The 15,521-nt window shown below is 38.7% G+C and carries 11 protein-coding genes; 7 read left to right on the top strand and 4 right to left on the bottom strand.

Features of this window, described 5'->3' with window-relative positions; translation table 11 throughout:
• Positions 1-28 precede the first annotated feature (28 nt).
• Positions 29-1,180, top strand: a complete 1,152-nt coding sequence (locus tag EMK97_RS01530; RefSeq protein ID WP_130598787.1) for an imelysin family protein — start codon at positions 29-31, stop codon at positions 1,178-1,180.
• A gap of 120 nt (positions 1,181-1,300) precedes the next feature.
• Positions 1,301-2,917, top strand: coding sequence for a di-heme oxidoredictase family protein (locus EMK97_RS01535; RefSeq protein ID WP_130598789.1), 1,617 nt, complete (start codon positions 1,301-1,303; stop codon positions 2,915-2,917).
• A 63-nt stretch (positions 2,918-2,980) separates the two neighbouring features.
• Here EMK97_RS01535 and dinG read toward each other — a convergent pair whose 3' ends face one another.
• On the bottom strand, positions 2,981-5,113 hold the full coding sequence (dinG, locus tag EMK97_RS01540; RefSeq protein ID WP_130598791.1) for an ATP-dependent DNA helicase DinG: 2,133 nt from the start codon (positions 5,111-5,113) through the stop codon (positions 2,981-2,983).
• A gap of 120 nt (positions 5,114-5,233) precedes the next feature.
• Here dinG and EMK97_RS01545 point away from each other — a divergent pair, with 120 nt between their 5' ends.
• Both EMK97_RS01545 and EMK97_RS01550 read left to right on the top strand, forming a co-directional pair.
• Positions 5,234-7,645, top strand: a complete 2,412-nt coding sequence (locus EMK97_RS01545) for a DNA polymerase II (RefSeq protein WP_130598793.1) — start codon at positions 5,234-5,236, stop codon at positions 7,643-7,645.
• Between the two features lie 194 nt (positions 7,646-7,839).
• Entirely contained in the window at positions 7,840-9,018 is a 1,179-nt protein-coding gene (locus EMK97_RS01550; RefSeq protein WP_130598795.1) for a cystathionine beta-lyase, read from the top strand.
• A gap of 173 nt (positions 9,019-9,191) precedes the next feature.
• Here EMK97_RS01550 and EMK97_RS01555 read toward each other — a convergent pair whose 3' ends face one another.
• A complete protein-coding gene (locus tag EMK97_RS01555) occupies positions 9,192-10,265 on the bottom strand; it encodes a M14 family metallopeptidase (RefSeq protein WP_130598797.1) in 1,074 nt (357 codons plus the stop codon).
• Positions 10,266-10,482: 217 nt separating this feature from the next.
• Between EMK97_RS01555 and EMK97_RS01560 the strand changes: the two genes are divergently transcribed.
• The 3 genes from EMK97_RS01560 to EMK97_RS01570 all read left to right on the top strand — a co-directional run bounded on the left by EMK97_RS01560 (position 10,483) and on the right by EMK97_RS01570 (position 12,872).
• Complete coding sequence (locus EMK97_RS01560; RefSeq protein WP_130598799.1) at positions 10,483-10,833, top strand: HIT domain-containing protein; 351 nt, start codon at positions 10,483-10,485, stop codon at positions 10,831-10,833.
• A gap of 123 nt (positions 10,834-10,956) precedes the next feature.
• Positions 10,957-12,021, top strand: coding sequence for a sensor histidine kinase (locus EMK97_RS01565; RefSeq protein ID WP_130598801.1), 1,065 nt, complete (start codon positions 10,957-10,959; stop codon positions 12,019-12,021).
• Positions 12,022-12,029: 8 nt separating this feature from the next.
• Positions 12,030-12,872 (top strand): LytR/AlgR family response regulator transcription factor, encoded by an 843-nt coding sequence (locus EMK97_RS01570; protein WP_130598803.1) that lies wholly within the window; start codon positions 12,030-12,032, stop codon positions 12,870-12,872.
• Between the two features lie 52 nt (positions 12,873-12,924).
• Here the strand turns inward: EMK97_RS01570 and pyk are convergent, their stop codons facing one another.
• Together pyk and EMK97_RS01580 are read right to left on the bottom strand one after the other, a co-directional pair.
• On the bottom strand, positions 12,925-14,373 hold the full coding sequence (pyk, locus tag EMK97_RS01575) for a pyruvate kinase (RefSeq protein ID WP_130598805.1): 1,449 nt from the start codon (positions 14,371-14,373) through the stop codon (positions 12,925-12,927).
• 87 nt (positions 14,374-14,460) lie between these two features.
• A complete protein-coding gene (locus tag EMK97_RS01580) occupies positions 14,461-15,309 on the bottom strand; it encodes a MurR/RpiR family transcriptional regulator (protein WP_130598807.1) in 849 nt (282 codons plus the stop codon).
• Between the last annotated feature and the right edge of the window lie 212 nt (positions 15,310-15,521).

The raw sequence follows: 15,521 nt of genomic DNA on the forward strand, positions 1-15,521 counted from the left end.
GACATAACGTTTAATACAAGGAAATAACATGAAATTACACAAGTCACTTATCGCATTGACTGTATCAACCGCTTTATTAGCAGGTTGTGGTAGCAGTAGCTCTTCTAATGATGACAAAGATGTGACACCTGCGCCAACCGGGTTTTCTTTTCAAGCAACAGAGATGATCACCAATTTAACCAATGATGTTATCGTAGCTGGTTATGAAGCACTTAATGATAAAGCTGAAATTTTTGTTAATGCAACTCAGACTTTAGTTAATACGCCAACGGCTGAAAACTTGGCTGCGGCTCAACAAGCGTGGAAAGATGTTCGTGTGCCATGGGAACAAGGTGAGGCACATATCTTTGGCCCGGTTGACGCCTTATCTATTGATCCGCATTTAGATACATGGCCATTAAATACCAGTGATTTAAGTGCCTTGTTAGCTAATCAAACAAGTTTCTCAGCGGATGAAATTAAAAACTGGAATGATGATGTTCAAGGCTTCCACACCATGGAGTTTTTATTGTTCGGTGATGGTGTTACAGATAATGACAAGTCTATTGATGAAATGACAGAGCTTGAGCGTGAGTATTTATCTGCAACGGCTGAAGTATTTAAAAATCATACACAAACCTTATTTGATGCTTGGACTGTAGCTAATGATCCAAATGACAGTGCAAGCCCTGCCTATAAAGATTTGCTATTAGATCCTAATAATGACATCTACGCTTCTCAGTTAGGTGTTATTGAAGAGTTAATCAATGGCATGATAGGTATTGTTGATGAAGTAGGTAACGGAAAAATAGCTGAGCCATTTGGTACTAGCATTGAAACAAGTGATACGTCGACGGTTGAATCTCAGTATAGCTGGAACTCGTTAGTAGATTTTAGCGATAACATTCAAGGTGTACAAAATGTATATCGTGGTGAATACCCAGAGCAAGCTGATAAACAAGGCATTATTGACTTTGTTGAAGCGGCAGATGCTACCGTTGCAGCTCGTGTTGATGGTGAAATTGAAGCGGCTATTGCGGCAATTAAAGCCATAGCTGGTGATAACAATATGCCATTTAGACAAGCCATAGGTGATGAAGCTGCTCGTGAGCGCATTCAAACGGCTATTGATGCATTAACTGTATTGCAGTCATCTTTGGAAAATGACGTATTAACGCTACTTCAACAGTGGCAGCAATAATCACTGATAAATCACTGATAAATGACTGTAACAGGCGATTTAGGCATAAACGCTTAGATCGCTAACTCCTATCGCAGGGAAACAATCAGTGCATGGATGCACACTGTTCTGGACAATAACATGAATTCCCATAATCTACAGAGAGCCGAATTGAATAAATTAGCGCTTATTATTAGTAGTATGCTGCTAGTATCTGCTTGTAATTCAAGTGATTCTGATAACGATGATGTTGTCGAACCACAAGTGAGTTATACCTTGGTTACTCAGCTTGGTGGTGACGCTACTGCCGTTGATGCCAGTGATTCAGGTCACGGTTTCTCAACCCCTATGCCTAATTTAACTGCTCAAGAGCTTGAACAACATTTAGCTGGCGATGCTTTGTTTGAAACATCTTTTACCACAGCGCCAAATGAAGAACACCCTGAGCTAGATGGTTTAGGCCCGGTATTTAACAACCAAGATTGTAATTCTTGTCATCAACGTGACGGTCGCTCATCAACCATAACAATACCTGAAGGTAAAGAGCGTGTCTTGCTCGGGCCTGAAGCGGGTATTTTCTTAAGAATGAGCATAGCTGATGATGATTGCGATATGCCATCTATTGATAATAATTACTGTAAAAATACGCCAGTACCAGATTTTGGTACTCAGTTATTCCATCGCGGAGTACTAAAAGCGCGTGTTGATTGGCAAGAACAGCCTTTTATAGGTCAAGCGAATGTTTATTTATCGTATGAATATTCAACGGTAACTTACCCAGATGGTAGTCGTGTTCAACTGAAAAAGCCCTTGTTTACTATTGAAGAACCTTATGATGTTAATGGTGGTGATCGATTAAATAGCGCAATATTACAAGATAATGTACGTTACAGCCCTCGAAATGGTATGCCAGTATTTGGTTTAGGTTTATTAGAGTTAATACCTGAAGCAGATATTCTTGCCTTAGCCGATGAAGATGATAGTAACGGTGATAATATTTCTGGTCGAGCAAACTGGGTATTTGATCCTGTAAAAGCCAAGCAAGATGATGAAAACCCCGTCTCTTTAGGTCGCTTTGGTTGGAAGGCGAGTACGCCAAGTGTGCGTGTACAGTCACTAGGTGCTTTACGCGGCGATATGGGCATTACTAATCCATTATTTCCTGATGAAAGTATTGCAGGTACTGCAATGCATGAAGATTATTTAGCTCGTACTGGCTTTGTTGATACGGGCATTGATGAGCAGGGAAATACCGAAGCAGATCAAGCCTTCTCTGATGATGTGGTGTTTTACGCTGAGACATTAGCTGTGCCAGCACGTAGAAACGTCAATGATGAAAGCGTGATAACGGGAGCGCAGCTATTTGATCAAGTAAACTGTACCTCATGCCATCACCCTGAATTTACTACTGCATCAGGTGAACAATTATTAGGAGGCTTACCGGCACCAGATGCAATTAAAGGGCAAAAAATCTACCCGTTCACAGATATGTTATTACATGACTTAGGTGAAGGTTTGGCTGATCACCGTCGTGACTTTAGAGCCAATGGTTTTGAGTGGAAGACTCGTCCGCTTTGGGGCTTAGGCTTAACGAAAACAGTAAACCCCGGCGCTGGTTTTTTACATGATGGCCGTGCAGCAAGCGTTGAAGAAGCTATTTTATGGCATGGCGGCGAGGCTGAGCAAAGTAAAACTGATTTTATGGCGCTTGATAAAGCCGAGCGTCAATCATTACTTGATTTTGTTATGTCACTATAAGTTGATTGCACAGCTATAGTATTGAAGCCGAAGGATTAACCTTCGGCTTTTTTATTTGGCTTTTTATTCGTAAAGTCGTTTAAATGGCGGTAAAGAGTCGAGTAATTGTTTGCCATAGCGTTTAGTAGCAACACGTTTATCTAATAATATAATACGGCCGCTGTCTTTTTCATTACGTAGCAATCGACCACACGCTTGTACCAATTTTTTGGAGGTATCTGGTACAGAAAGTGTCATAAATGGATTACCACCTTTTGCCGTGATGTGCTCAGCTTGTGCTTGTTCAACAGGAGAGGTAGGGACAGAAAAGGGCAGTTTAGTGATAATTAAATTGGTTAAGTAATGACCTGGTAAATCTAACCCTTCTGAAAAACTTTGTGTGCCAAATATAATACTTTGCTTATTGTTATCACAATTTTTCTTATGCGTATCAATAATATGCTGTCTGGAATCTTCTCCTTGCATTAATATTTTAAGCTTGTGATCACTGCGCAGTGATTTAGCCACTTCTTTCATTTGCCAATAAGAAGAGAATAATACTAAGCTCGCTTTGTTAATTTCTTCACTTGCACATAAGTAGTTTGGCATGACATTAATTAATTCTTGGGTGAATGCTTTAGCACTGGGCTCATTAAGCATATCAGCAATAATTAGTTGAGCATTTTCCTGATAATTAAAAGGTGAGTTGACTTGCTGATATTGAGAGCCATCATCGGCTCTTAATCCTGCTTGGTAGCGAAAGTGATCAAATGAATTAAGTGCTTTTAAGGTGGCTGAGCACAATACCGCGCCTTCACATTGACTCCAAAGCATATCTTCAAGAGCAAAGCCAACGTCAATCGGTGAGGCACAAAGTAAAAAGTCTTGTCGTTTTCTATTTTCACCAACAGGTAAGTTTTCCAGCCAGCGTGCCATAGGGGCGGCTTTTTCACTATCAGTTTTAGCGTACATCGCCCAAAGTGATTGCAAATTTTCCAAGCGCTGGATCATAAAGCCAGCTTCCGCCAGTAAGGGCTCAGCGAGGTAAAGTTGACAATCGCCATCTTTAACTGCTTCTATCAAACTATTGTACAATTTATTTAAGCTGTTAAGGGCTTTTTTACTGAGTTCTTGAATATCTTGCGCCCAGTTTTTTAAGGTACTGGGAATAATACCATTTTCAAAACGGTAAATTTGCTCGTCACTTTGATTGAATTTTGCTTGCGACTGTTCGCTCACAGGGAAATAACTTGCTCGATTATTCTCGATAAACGTGAGTACTTTTTGCATCTCAACCAATAAATCTTGGCAATCATCAGCGAGTTTTAACGACGGAGAAATGGCTTTTTGTGATTTAATCAGCTTTGCCATTTTGTCGCCAGTTTCTTGTAATTTTTTTAACCAGTCTAAGGCGCCTTTTAGCGTGATTGTTGCGCTTGAATGGTCACGCGTTACCTTGGGTAGATGGTGAGCTTCATCTATGATGTAGTAGGTATCTTCAGGAATTGAAAGGATTTTTCCACCACCAAGCTCTAAATCAGCCAGTAATAAACTGTGGTTTATCACTAACACATGGGCTTGCTCCATAAGCTCACGCGCTTTATGAAAAGGGCAATGACTATGCTCAGATAAATGCTTTAAACAGCTGTGTTTATCGCTTTGTACTTGTTGCCAAATGTGCTGAGGTAAATGAGTTTTCCACGAGTCAATATCGCCTTGCCAACTGCCATCAAGTAGCGCCTTATGCATCGCATTGAGTGTGCGAATATCACTTGCGTCCGGTTTTTGCGCGAAGGTAAAACCAATTTGCGATGAGTCTGATGTTACCGCTTGGCTAAGTTTTTGTCGGCAAACATATCTTTGTCTTCCTTTCACTAAGACATAGTCAAAATTTATATTGGCGTAATCTTTAAGAAAGGGCAGATCTTTATTGACCAACTGCTCTTGTAGAGCAACGGTTGCTGTTGAAATACAGACCTTTTTATCACGAGCTATAGCCAGAGGAATAGCACCTAAGCTATATGCGAGAGATTTACCTGTGCCTGTACCAGCTTCTATAGTAATGATTTTACGCTCTTTCGAATATTCACCCGCTAATGTTTTTGCTATTTCGGCAATAAGAAAGTTTTGCTGTTTACGTGGGCTGAAGTTAGTTAAGTTCTCGCCAATTGCTTTGTACGATTCACGTATCACTTGTTTTAGCGCATCAGTTAGCATAGATAAGTCGTTTAAAAATAGTTAGTATTAGGGTAAAGTGCTGTATATATTAACAGGTTTGTTGTTTGTTGACATAATTAACTGCGAAAAACTGATAAATTTTTAAAGAAATGGGGCGACATGTCTAGTACAGCAACAAATGTCATTCAATCCGGTAAGTTATTGACTCGCCAAGCACTTGATGTTGATGGTCGCTTGCAAATTAGGTTGTGGGTAAAAGGTCAGTCTGGTGTATTTCAGTTAATTATTGATGATCAACGGGCAACATTATTTATTGAAGCTGACTATGCTCACAAGGCCAAGAGCCTATTGGTAAATATGGCTGTGGACTGTCAAGCTGTGCCATTAAAGACTTTTAATCAAAAGCCAGTATTTGCCTGCTATTTTCAGTCATTGCAACATTTTTATCGTGCTCGTGATGTATTAAAGCGAGAGGGAATAAAGTGTTATGAAGATGATATTCGCCCTGATGATCGTTACTTAATGGAGCGCTTTATTACTGCTGACTTATCTTTTATCGGCGCAAGTCAACATTGTCATCGCTATAGAAAGGTATATGAAGTTAAGTGTAAAAAAACGACTGAGCAAAACAATGTATCATTAAAAACGCTATCACTTGATATTGAGTGTTCAATGGAAGGAGAGCTCTATTCTATAGGCCTGTACGCGCTGGCTAAGCATAATAATAACCATGAAGAATTTCAGCGAGTTATTATGATTGGGGCTGAGCAAGCAGATGCACCAAGTTATATTCACTGGGTGGCGAATGAAGAGTTATTACTAGAGCAACTCTTAGCAGAAATTAATACTTTTGACCCTGATGTGTTTATAGGATGGAATGTTATTAACTTTGATTTTAGGTTATTGCAAAAGCGTTTTGATAAATATGGCTTACCGTTTGCCATTGGCCGTGACCATAGTGCGGTGCGTTGGCGACAAAACAGTAATGCAAATGAGCATTACTTCCTTGATATTGCCGGTCGAGTAGTACTTGATGGTATTGATGTGCTAAAAACGGCGACCTACCAGTTTGCTAGCTTTTCACTAGATTTCATAGCCCAACAACTTTTAGGGAAAAAAAAGCAAGTAACTGATGTTGAAAATCGTGTTAAAGAAATCACTGACAACTTTCATCATAACAAAACGGCATTAGCGGCGTATAACTTAGAAGATTGCCGATTAGTATCACTTATTTTTGCCAAAGAGCAATTGCTTGAATTTGCTTTATTAAGAGCAAGCTTAACTGGGCTGACCATAGATAGAGTAGGTGGCTCAGTTGCGGCTTTTACTAACCTGTATTTACCTAAATTGCATCGAAGCGGTTATGTTGCACCGAATATGGGGGATGGCAACTCTGATTTAGTGTCACCGGGTGGCTACGTGATGGACTCATTACCTGGCTTATATGACAATGTTTTAGTGTTAGATTTTAAATCCCTGTACCCGAGTATTATTCGTACTTTTAAAATAGACCCTATGGGGCTGATTGAAGGCATGCAAGTTAAAGCGCAGCAGGAAGATGTCAGCCAAGTTATCCCAGCATTTGATGACGCTTATTTTTCAAGAGAGGCGCACTTTTTACCAGATATCATTACTAACCTTTGGCAAGAGCGAGACAAAGCAAAACAGCAAAAAAATGCGCCATTATCACAAGCGATAAAAATTATTATGAATAGCTTTTATGGTGTCTTAGGCTCAACGGGCTGTCGATTCTTTGATCCGCGTTTATCAGGTGCAATAACTAAACGAGGTCATGAAATTTTAAAAACCACCAAGCAATGGATAGAAGCGCAAGGCTATCGGGTAATTTATGGCGATACCGATTCTATTTTTGTTTATCTTGATAATGATTTAGCTAATGCTGAGAGTTTAAAGTTAGGTAAACAACTTGAAGGGTATATCAATGAGCGTTGGCAAGAAACACTGCAAGAAAAGTACCAGCTGGATTGTTATTTGGAAATTGAATTTGAAACTCACTTTAGTAAATTTTTGATGCCAACCATACGAGGGTTAGATATTGCTAAAGGTGGAAAGTCAATCGGCACTAAAAAAAGGTACGCAGGACTAGCAGATGACAAAATAGTGTTTAAAGGTATGGAAACGGTTCGAAGTGACTGGACAGAGACCGCGAAGTTATTTCAACAACAACTGTACTCTTTGATTTTTAATGGTGAGCCGTATAAAGATTATTTAATAAAGCTGATTGCGCAAATTAGAGCAGGAGATCATGACGAGCAATTGGTTTTTAGTAAAAAAATCAGGCGAAACTTACAAGATTATAAGAATACTCCACCACATATTAAAGCCTGCATTATTGCCAATAAACAGCTAGGTAAAAATCACTATAAGCGTGGTAGCAAAATTGACTATGTTATTACCGTTAATGGTGTGCAGCCGCTTGAGATGTTAACTAGCCCTTTAGATTATGATTATTATATTGATAAACAAATAAAACCCATCGCCAATGATATATTGCCCTTTTTACACACATCTTTTGAGCAACTCACCAACAGCCAGCAAGAGCTTTTTTAGTTAACCTCAGCTTAGTGAGATATTAAGCTCTGTTTTATATAAGTATGTTATGAGTTATTTTAATTTTTTTGTCTTTACTTAGTGCATAAAGTTGTATTTCAGGTTATAAATAAAGCCAATAAACGTTTAGATGGCTAGATAGCTACAGCCTAGTGTCATTTAATATTGGCAATTAAAATTTAGGATAGTAACCCATGAAGAATGAAACCAAGTTTGTAACAGCGGGACGCAATGACAAGTGGACCAATGGTGTAGTAAACCCAAGTGTTACCAGAGCATCAACCGTTGTTTTTAATACTGTTGATGAAATGAATAACGCTGTTGCTAACCGTTTTAATCAAACCATGGTTTATGGTAGACGAGGTACAACAACAGCGTTTGCTTTTAGTGAAGCTATGACTGAGTTAGAAGGCGGAGCAGGTTGTGCTCTGTATCCTTCAGGAACCGCTGCCATTACGAATGCCATATTAGCTTTTGTTAGTGCTGGTGATCATATTCTTATGGTGGATACTGCCTATGAACCAACAAGAGATTATTGCGATAAAATTTTGGCAAAAATGGGAATAGAAACAACCTATTATGACCCATTAATTGGTGCTGATATTGAAGGGTTAATTCAAGATAATACTCGCTTAGTCTTTTTAGAATCGCCTGGCTCTATTACCATGGAAGTGCAAGACGTACCAACGATTAGTCGTATTGCCCATCAACATGGCTGTATCGTTATGTTAGATAATACTTGGGGAGCCGGGGTTAATTTTAAACCATTTGACTATGGTGTAGATGTTAGCGTACAAGCCGCAACTAAATATATTGTTGGTCACTCTGATGTCATGTTAGGTACGGCTACTGCGACTGAGGAGTATTGGCCTCAATTAAGAGATAATAGTTATTTAATGGGGCAATGTACCTCTCCAGATGATTTGTATTTAGCTTTACGCGGTATTAGAACTTTAGGTGTGCGTTTAAAGCAACATCAAGAAAATGCCTTAAAGGTTGCTCATTGGTTACAAACACGTGAAGAAGTTGCCAGTATCTTACATCCAGCTTTTGCTTCATGCCCAGGTCATGAGTTTTTCAAGCGTGATTTTAACGGCTCTAATGGTTTATTTTCTTTCGTTTTGAATCGAGGTGATAAGCAATCAATTAAGGCCTTCCTTGATGGTTTATCTCACTTTAAAATGGGCTATTCTTGGGGCGGTTTTGAAAGCTTAATTTTAGGTATTAGCAATGTTTCCTCACTCAGAAGTGCCACACAGTGGTCGTCTCAATACCCGCTAGTACGCGTTCATATTGGCCTTGAAAATGTTGATGAATTAATCGAGGATTTAGCTAAAGGCTTTGATAGATTAAATAGTGCCTTAGCAAAATAAGCGCTTTCAGTACGGTAATAAAGATACGTAAACTAAAAAGGTCGAGTAATACTCGACCTTTTATTTATTTGCGTTAAAAGTTAACTTTGTTGTTAATTAACGAACTGAATTAACCATGGCGTAAGTTAACCATGGCGTAAGTTAACCATGGCGTAAGTTAACCATGGCGTAAGTTAACCATGCATTTCACCATTGGTAAGTTTAACCACATAGAATAGACAGTCATTCGTGGCTATATTTTTATTGGTTGTCGCTTTAAATAATTTTAAGTTATGCAAACAAACGAGTTGGTTATCACGGGTATAAAAGTACTCGTTGATAACATCTTCACCACTTTTGTTGAGCAGTTGTAAATTATTTAAACCATTACCATCTACCCAACCTAGCATCTCGTCTTGATGGGCACTGCCAAAATTAAAGTACTCAATATTATCTTTTAAGGTAACACCTCGATAGCCTTCATCATGGGCAGCATAAGATAATTTGACATCAGGCTTAAGTTGTAACCGCAGCGGTCTGTAAATTACTTCAACGTTCTTTTCTTGGTGAATGTAGCCAATGTTTTCACATGCGGTTACTTGTTTAATACCTGAGTAAGCAACCTCATGTGCCTGTTCATCACTACAACCGCCACACTCTATGGTGATAAATGGGCAATTGAATTCTTGCTCCATTATCGAGCCTATGTGTAAATCAGAGAGTATTAACGTTTGACTAAAAAAAGATGCCAAAGATAAGGTGTCTGTTGTGATCACTGAACTCACCGCAAAGGTAGGTCCAGGGCTTGAGGCATTATGAAGGTCGATCACCATTTCTGGTGCTACCTCGCGAATAGCCGTCTCAATGAGTTTCGCTCTTTCACAGTAACCTTTTTGGGTATCGGTATGACATTCTGTTGAGCAGTGTTTACCAAAACAGCGATTGATATCCATACCACCATCTGTGTACCTGGTACTAAATAATGGATGCATTGCTGCTGCTTCAACAGAGCAAATAATAAATCGAATATTCGTTTGTGGTAATTGTGCTTCATCACGTGATGTTAGCCAACGATGCATTGCAATAAGGCCTGAAGGTTCGTCACCTTGTAGTAAGGTGACAAAAACTCGATACTTACTAGTGTCCTTACCAGTAATATCAATAACAGTTGGCCCTGCCATCGATAGTAAAAATTGTACGTAATCGGCATGTAAGTCTTGCCATTTTGGATCTTTTAAATAAATGATTTCGCTAAAATCTATATCCATTGTCTTGCCCGGTTTGTTCGTATATTTAGTTTCACTAGCACTTTATAAGCTGCACATTTCCTTATTGAATAGCTAGCATGACATAGGTTGTAATAATGGGTTTTTGATTGAGGTCAACAAACTGAAGTAAAACAAGTAAATTCCACTTTTTTATGTTTTCAGATCATGTTTTTCGTTAAACTTAAACCCTGTCCAAATTACTTAAATAGGTTTTGCTATGCCACAAGAGACAATTTTTTCAAAAATCATTCGCCAAGAGATCCCAACACCTTTGTTATATCAAGATGAATTAGTTACCGCATTTCGTGATATTGCCCCACGCGTTGATTCCCATATTTTAATTATTCCTAATAAGTTAATTCCAACCATTAATGATGTTGAAGAAGCGGATGAATTAACCTTAGGGCGCATGATTACAGTGGCGAAGAAATTGGCGAAGGAAGAAGGTATTGATGAAGATGGCTATCGCTTGATCATGAATTGCAATAAGCATGGTGGCCAAGAAGTGTACCATATTCATATGCACCTACTTGGTGGACAAGCGCTTGGTCCTATGTTGTCTGTATAAGAATGTTCTTAATCTATATTGCATGAAAATGCGATAAATGGTTGGAAAGCTACGATTAAAGGCCATGAAGTTAAGCGTGCACTAGCGCATACTTAAGTTGTAATAGTTAAATGGATAGTTAGTGTGAATTGGAAAGACTTATTAGAAAATAGAAATCGCCTGTTCTGGCTTGCCCATAGTGCGGGCTGGTTTGGTTTTGCCTTAGTGCACTATTTAGGCTCCTTGTTACATGACTTACGTGACATTTTCGTGGTTATTATTTTTTTAAATGCTTACGCTGGCTGGCTATTTACCGTACCACTTCGCTATATCTATCAAAAGGTATGGAACTTACCTCCGCTTAAAATTGCTGTTATTGTTATTGTTGCCTCTTATATTACCGGTGTACTTTGGCAGATTGTAAAGAATATTAACTATTGGGAAATATACAAACACGGTTATAAACCTGATTTTCTGTTGATGTATACCCAATCGAGTGTTTGGTCTTTCTACATCATTTTAAGCTGGAGTGGCTTGTATTTTGGTACTAAGTACTACCAAATGCTACAGGTGGAAAAGCAAAATGTATTAAAAGCGAATACCGTTGCGCATCAAGCACAATTAAAAATGCTTAGATACCAGCTTAACCCACATTTTTTATTTAATACCTTAAACGCTATTTCAACCTTGATACTCGTGAAAGAGAATCAAACGGCTAACTCTATGGTAACGAAATTAAGTGAGTTTTTACGTTATTCTCTAGATAAAGACCCCATGAAAAAGGTGTGTTTAGAAAGTGAATTACAGGCACTTGAGCTATATTTGGCGATAGAAAAAGTACGATTTGAGGATAGATTGTCAGTTAATTTTCACATTGAGCCCGAATGTCAGCAAGCATTAGTGCCAAGTATGATTCTACAACCACTGGCAGAAAATGCTATTAAACATGCTATTGCGGTACAGGAGCAAGGTGGTGAAATAAATATTACCGTGAAGCGTTTTGCCAATGATTTACTGATTGAAGTTGCTGACAATGGCCCAGGAGCTGATATAGTGGACGGTAATTTACATCGCGAAAGTGGCGTTGGTTTAGTGAATACCAGAGAAAGATTACAGGCGCTTTATCGCAAAAAATATTCTTTGGTTGTTTCTCATAATCAACCTTCAGGTGTTAAAGTAAATATTCGTATGCCATTTGAATTAACATAGGAAGTCGTATGTCGTTATCAACCATCATAGTTGATGATGAACCGTTAGCACGTAAAGGCTTGGCGGTTCGCTTACAGGAACATTCTGATATTAATCTCATTACTCAATGTAGCAATGGCCGGGAAGCAATTGAAGCTGTTCGAGCCTATGATGTTGATCTAATGTTTTTAGATATACAAATGCCTGGTATTAATGGTTTTGAAGTTATTGAAAATATTATTGCACAAGGCTTGAAAATGCCCGTGGTGGTATTTGTTACCGCATTTGATCAGTACGCAATCAAGGCCTTTGAAGTGCATGCCTTAGATTATTTGCTTAAACCTGCAGATGAAGAACGTTTAGCACAAGCTATGGATAAGATACGTCTGCATTTTAAATCAAGCAAAGATAGTGCGCATAAATCTAAATTGGTTAGGTTAGTGAGCGATGTAACCGGGAATGATTATCAGCAAATTTTATCTGAATTGGCTAACGATGAAGAGATCAGTATCTCAAGTTATTCAGATATTTTACCTATTAAAGATGGTGGCGAAGTTAGTCGAGTACCGGTAAAAGATATCTTGTGGATAGATGCGGCAGGTGATTATATGTGTGTGCACTCACAAGTTAAAACGGCGACTGGTTATAGTGAGACTACTCATATTCTACGAAAAACCATGAAAGAGCTTGAAGCGGCGCTTGATCCTAAACAGTTTATTCGCAATCACAGATCTACCATAGTAAATAAGCACTTTATTGAAAAGTTTTGTAGTCAAGTGAATGGTGAATACTATTTAGTTATGAGTAATGGTAAAGAGCTTAAAGTGAGTCGAAGTTATAAAGACAAAGTTAAATTGGCCATTGCCAGTTAAAAAACAAAAAGAGCGACAATCAAGTCGCTCTTTTTAAATGCATTTTTTATGGTTATAGGTGCTTTTTGGCAACGGTTAATACTTTGATAGTATTTGAAGCACCAACTGTTTCCATCATATCCCCGTGCGTTAAAATCACTTTATCGCCAATATTTAATTCAGTATTTTGGCTTAGTACTTTTAAAATATCATCAGATAAAGAATCATTGGTTGCGTGAGTTGAATCAAACTCAATAGGGTATACACCACGGTAAATGGCGGTTTTATTCAAGGTTTTACGGTGACGAGATAAAGAGAAAATCGGTAAACCAGAGGTAATACGTGACATCAGCTTACTGGTTTGCCCTGACTCGGTTAAAGCAACAATGGCTTTAACACCTTCAAGATGGTTGGCTGCATACATAGCAGAAAGTGCCACTGTCTCTGAAATCTCAGTAAAGGTTAGCTCTAATCTGTGATTTGAAATGTTCACAGAGCGGTGTTTTTCTGCACCACAACAAACATTAGCCATCGCAGTAACTGTTTCAACAGGGTACTTACCAGCCGCCGTTTCTGCCGACAACATAACGGCATCGGTACCATCGAGCACAGCATTAGATACATCCATAACCTCAGCACGTGTTGGCATAGGCTGCTCTATCATGGTTTCCATCATTTGTGTTGCCGTGATCACTACACGGTTAAGCTGGCGAGAGCGAGCAATAATATGCTTTTGTTTGCCGACAAGTTCGGCATCGCCAATTTCAACACCTAAATCGCCACGGGCGACCATAACAACATCAGAGGCTAAAATGATATCATCAAGCACTTTGTCATCGTTTACTGCTTCAGCACGCTCTATTTTCGCAACCAAGCGAGCGTCACAATGGGCTTCTTGCGCTAATAAACGGGCTTCACGCATATCTGCGGCATCACGAGGGAAAGATACAGCAAGAAAATCAACGTCAATTTTAGCTGCTAATTTAATATCTTCTTTATCTTTATCTGTCAGTGCTGGCGCTGTTAAGCCACCACCTTGGCGGTTGATGCCTTTATTGTTTGAAAGTGGACCGCCAACCGTCACTTCCGTAAACACAGAAGAACTTGATGTTGATAGTACTTTTAATTGCACTCGGCCGTCATCGAGCAATAAGATATCACCAGAAGATACATCTTGTACTAGTTGCTTGTAGTCGATGCCTACTTTTTCTTGGCAACCTTGGCCTTTTTCTAGTTTTGCATCCAATTCAAATTTATCACCAACGGCAAGCTGGATAGGGCCATCTTTAAATGTTGAAATACGGATTTTAGGACCTTGTAGATCGCCAAGGATACCGACATAAATACCTAACTCTTTGGCAACACTACGAACAGTGGCAGCTCTGTCAATATGATCTTGAGGAACACCGTGTGAAAAGTTAAGTCGAACAACATTCACACCTGCTGCTAATACGCTTTTTAGCTTTTCTCTATCATCGGTTGCTGGCCCTAAGGTAGCAACTATTTTGGTTCTTCTAGGCATTGGAATCCTTATTCATTTAAAATTTTTAACTGATTTATATTTAGCTACTAATCTTATTGTAAAATTGATGTTATTATTTTTATGAGATTATTCTTTTCTATCAAAGCGTGAGCTTCTTAAACTGTCTTTAACTTTTTTCAGATTATCTCTAAATTTGCTGCCTCTTCTTAGGGTAAAGCCGGTTGCTAATACATCAATTAATGCAAGTTGGGCAATACGTGAAGACATTGGCATATAAAGATCTGTATCTTCAGAGACATCAACGGATAAAACAATATTACATTCTTTAGCAAGTGGCGTACCTTCGGTTGTGATACCTATAACCGTTGCATCATTTTCTTTGGCTAAGCTGGCCACTTCCACTAATGACTTTGTTCTACCAGTATGAGATATCACGATAACAACATCCCCTTGTTGGCTATTTATAGCACTCATACGTTGCATTAATATGTCATCAAAATAAACAACAGGTACATTGAAGCGGAAAAACTTATTTTGTGCGTCATGGGCAACAATCGCAGACGCCCCTAAACCAAAGAATGAGATTTTATTGGCTTGAGTTAACAAATCGACAGAGCGATTAATAACGTTAGCATCTAAACTTTTACGTGCTAATTCAAGGCTAGCCATAGTCGATTCAAAGATTTTGGCGGTGTATTCACTGGCGCTGTCATTCTCGTCAACATGGCGATTAACATAGGGGGTACCATTGGCTAAGCTTTGAGCTAAGTGCAATTTAAAGTCTGGGTAGCCTTTTGTGTCAAGGCGACGACAAAACCTATTCACGGTAGGTTCACTAATATTGGCTTGTTTGGCTAAGGCCGCAATACTTGAATGAATTACTGTACTTGGTGAAGCGAGAATTACTTCTGCTACTTTTCTTTCTGATTTACTGAGTGTGTCTAGTTCATTAGCGATCTTTTCTAATATATTCATTATGGTTTGATCCTAGCGCTGAATTTGTTTCATTAACTGCTACCCCTGATTATATATCTCAGGTCAATAACGCTTACTGTAATTTATTTTCTGTTTTTATAACAGAAAAAATGAAATTTTATTTCATAATTAGCGCTAATATAATGCAAATGGCTTTAGATTTGCAAATGTTTAATAATTCAGCAGTGTAATATTTGTTAAATTTCGTCTCT

This window comes from Litorilituus sediminis, assembly GCF_004295665.1.
GTDB lineage: Bacteria > Pseudomonadota > Gammaproteobacteria > Enterobacterales > Alteromonadaceae > Colwellia > Colwellia sediminis.

Coding starts and splice junctions, on each gene's coding strand:
- EMK97_RS01570 (WP_130598803.1), top strand. CDS start 12,030: ATGTCGTTATCAACCATCATAGTTGATGATGAACCGTTAGCACGTAAA.
- dinG (WP_130598791.1), bottom strand. CDS start 5,113: ATGCTAACTGATGCGCTAAAACAAGTGATACGTGAATCGTACAAAGCA.
- pyk (WP_130598805.1), bottom strand. CDS start 14,373: ATGCCTAGAAGAACCAAAATAGTTGCTACCTTAGGGCCAGCAACCGAT.
- EMK97_RS01560 (WP_130598799.1), top strand. CDS start 10,483: ATGCCACAAGAGACAATTTTTTCAAAAATCATTCGCCAAGAGATCCCA.
- EMK97_RS01545 (WP_130598793.1), top strand. CDS start 5,234: ATGTCTAGTACAGCAACAAATGTCATTCAATCCGGTAAGTTATTGACT.
- EMK97_RS01580 (WP_130598807.1), bottom strand. CDS start 15,309: ATGAATATATTAGAAAAGATCGCTAATGAACTAGACACACTCAGTAAA.
- EMK97_RS01530 (WP_130598787.1), top strand. CDS start 29: ATGAAATTACACAAGTCACTTATCGCATTGACTGTATCAACCGCTTTA.
- EMK97_RS01550 (WP_130598795.1), top strand. CDS start 7,840: ATGAAGAATGAAACCAAGTTTGTAACAGCGGGACGCAATGACAAGTGG.
- EMK97_RS01555 (WP_130598797.1), bottom strand. CDS start 10,265: ATGGATATAGATTTTAGCGAAATCATTTATTTAAAAGATCCAAAATGG.
- EMK97_RS01535 (WP_130598789.1), top strand. CDS start 1,301: ATGAATTCCCATAATCTACAGAGAGCCGAATTGAATAAATTAGCGCTT.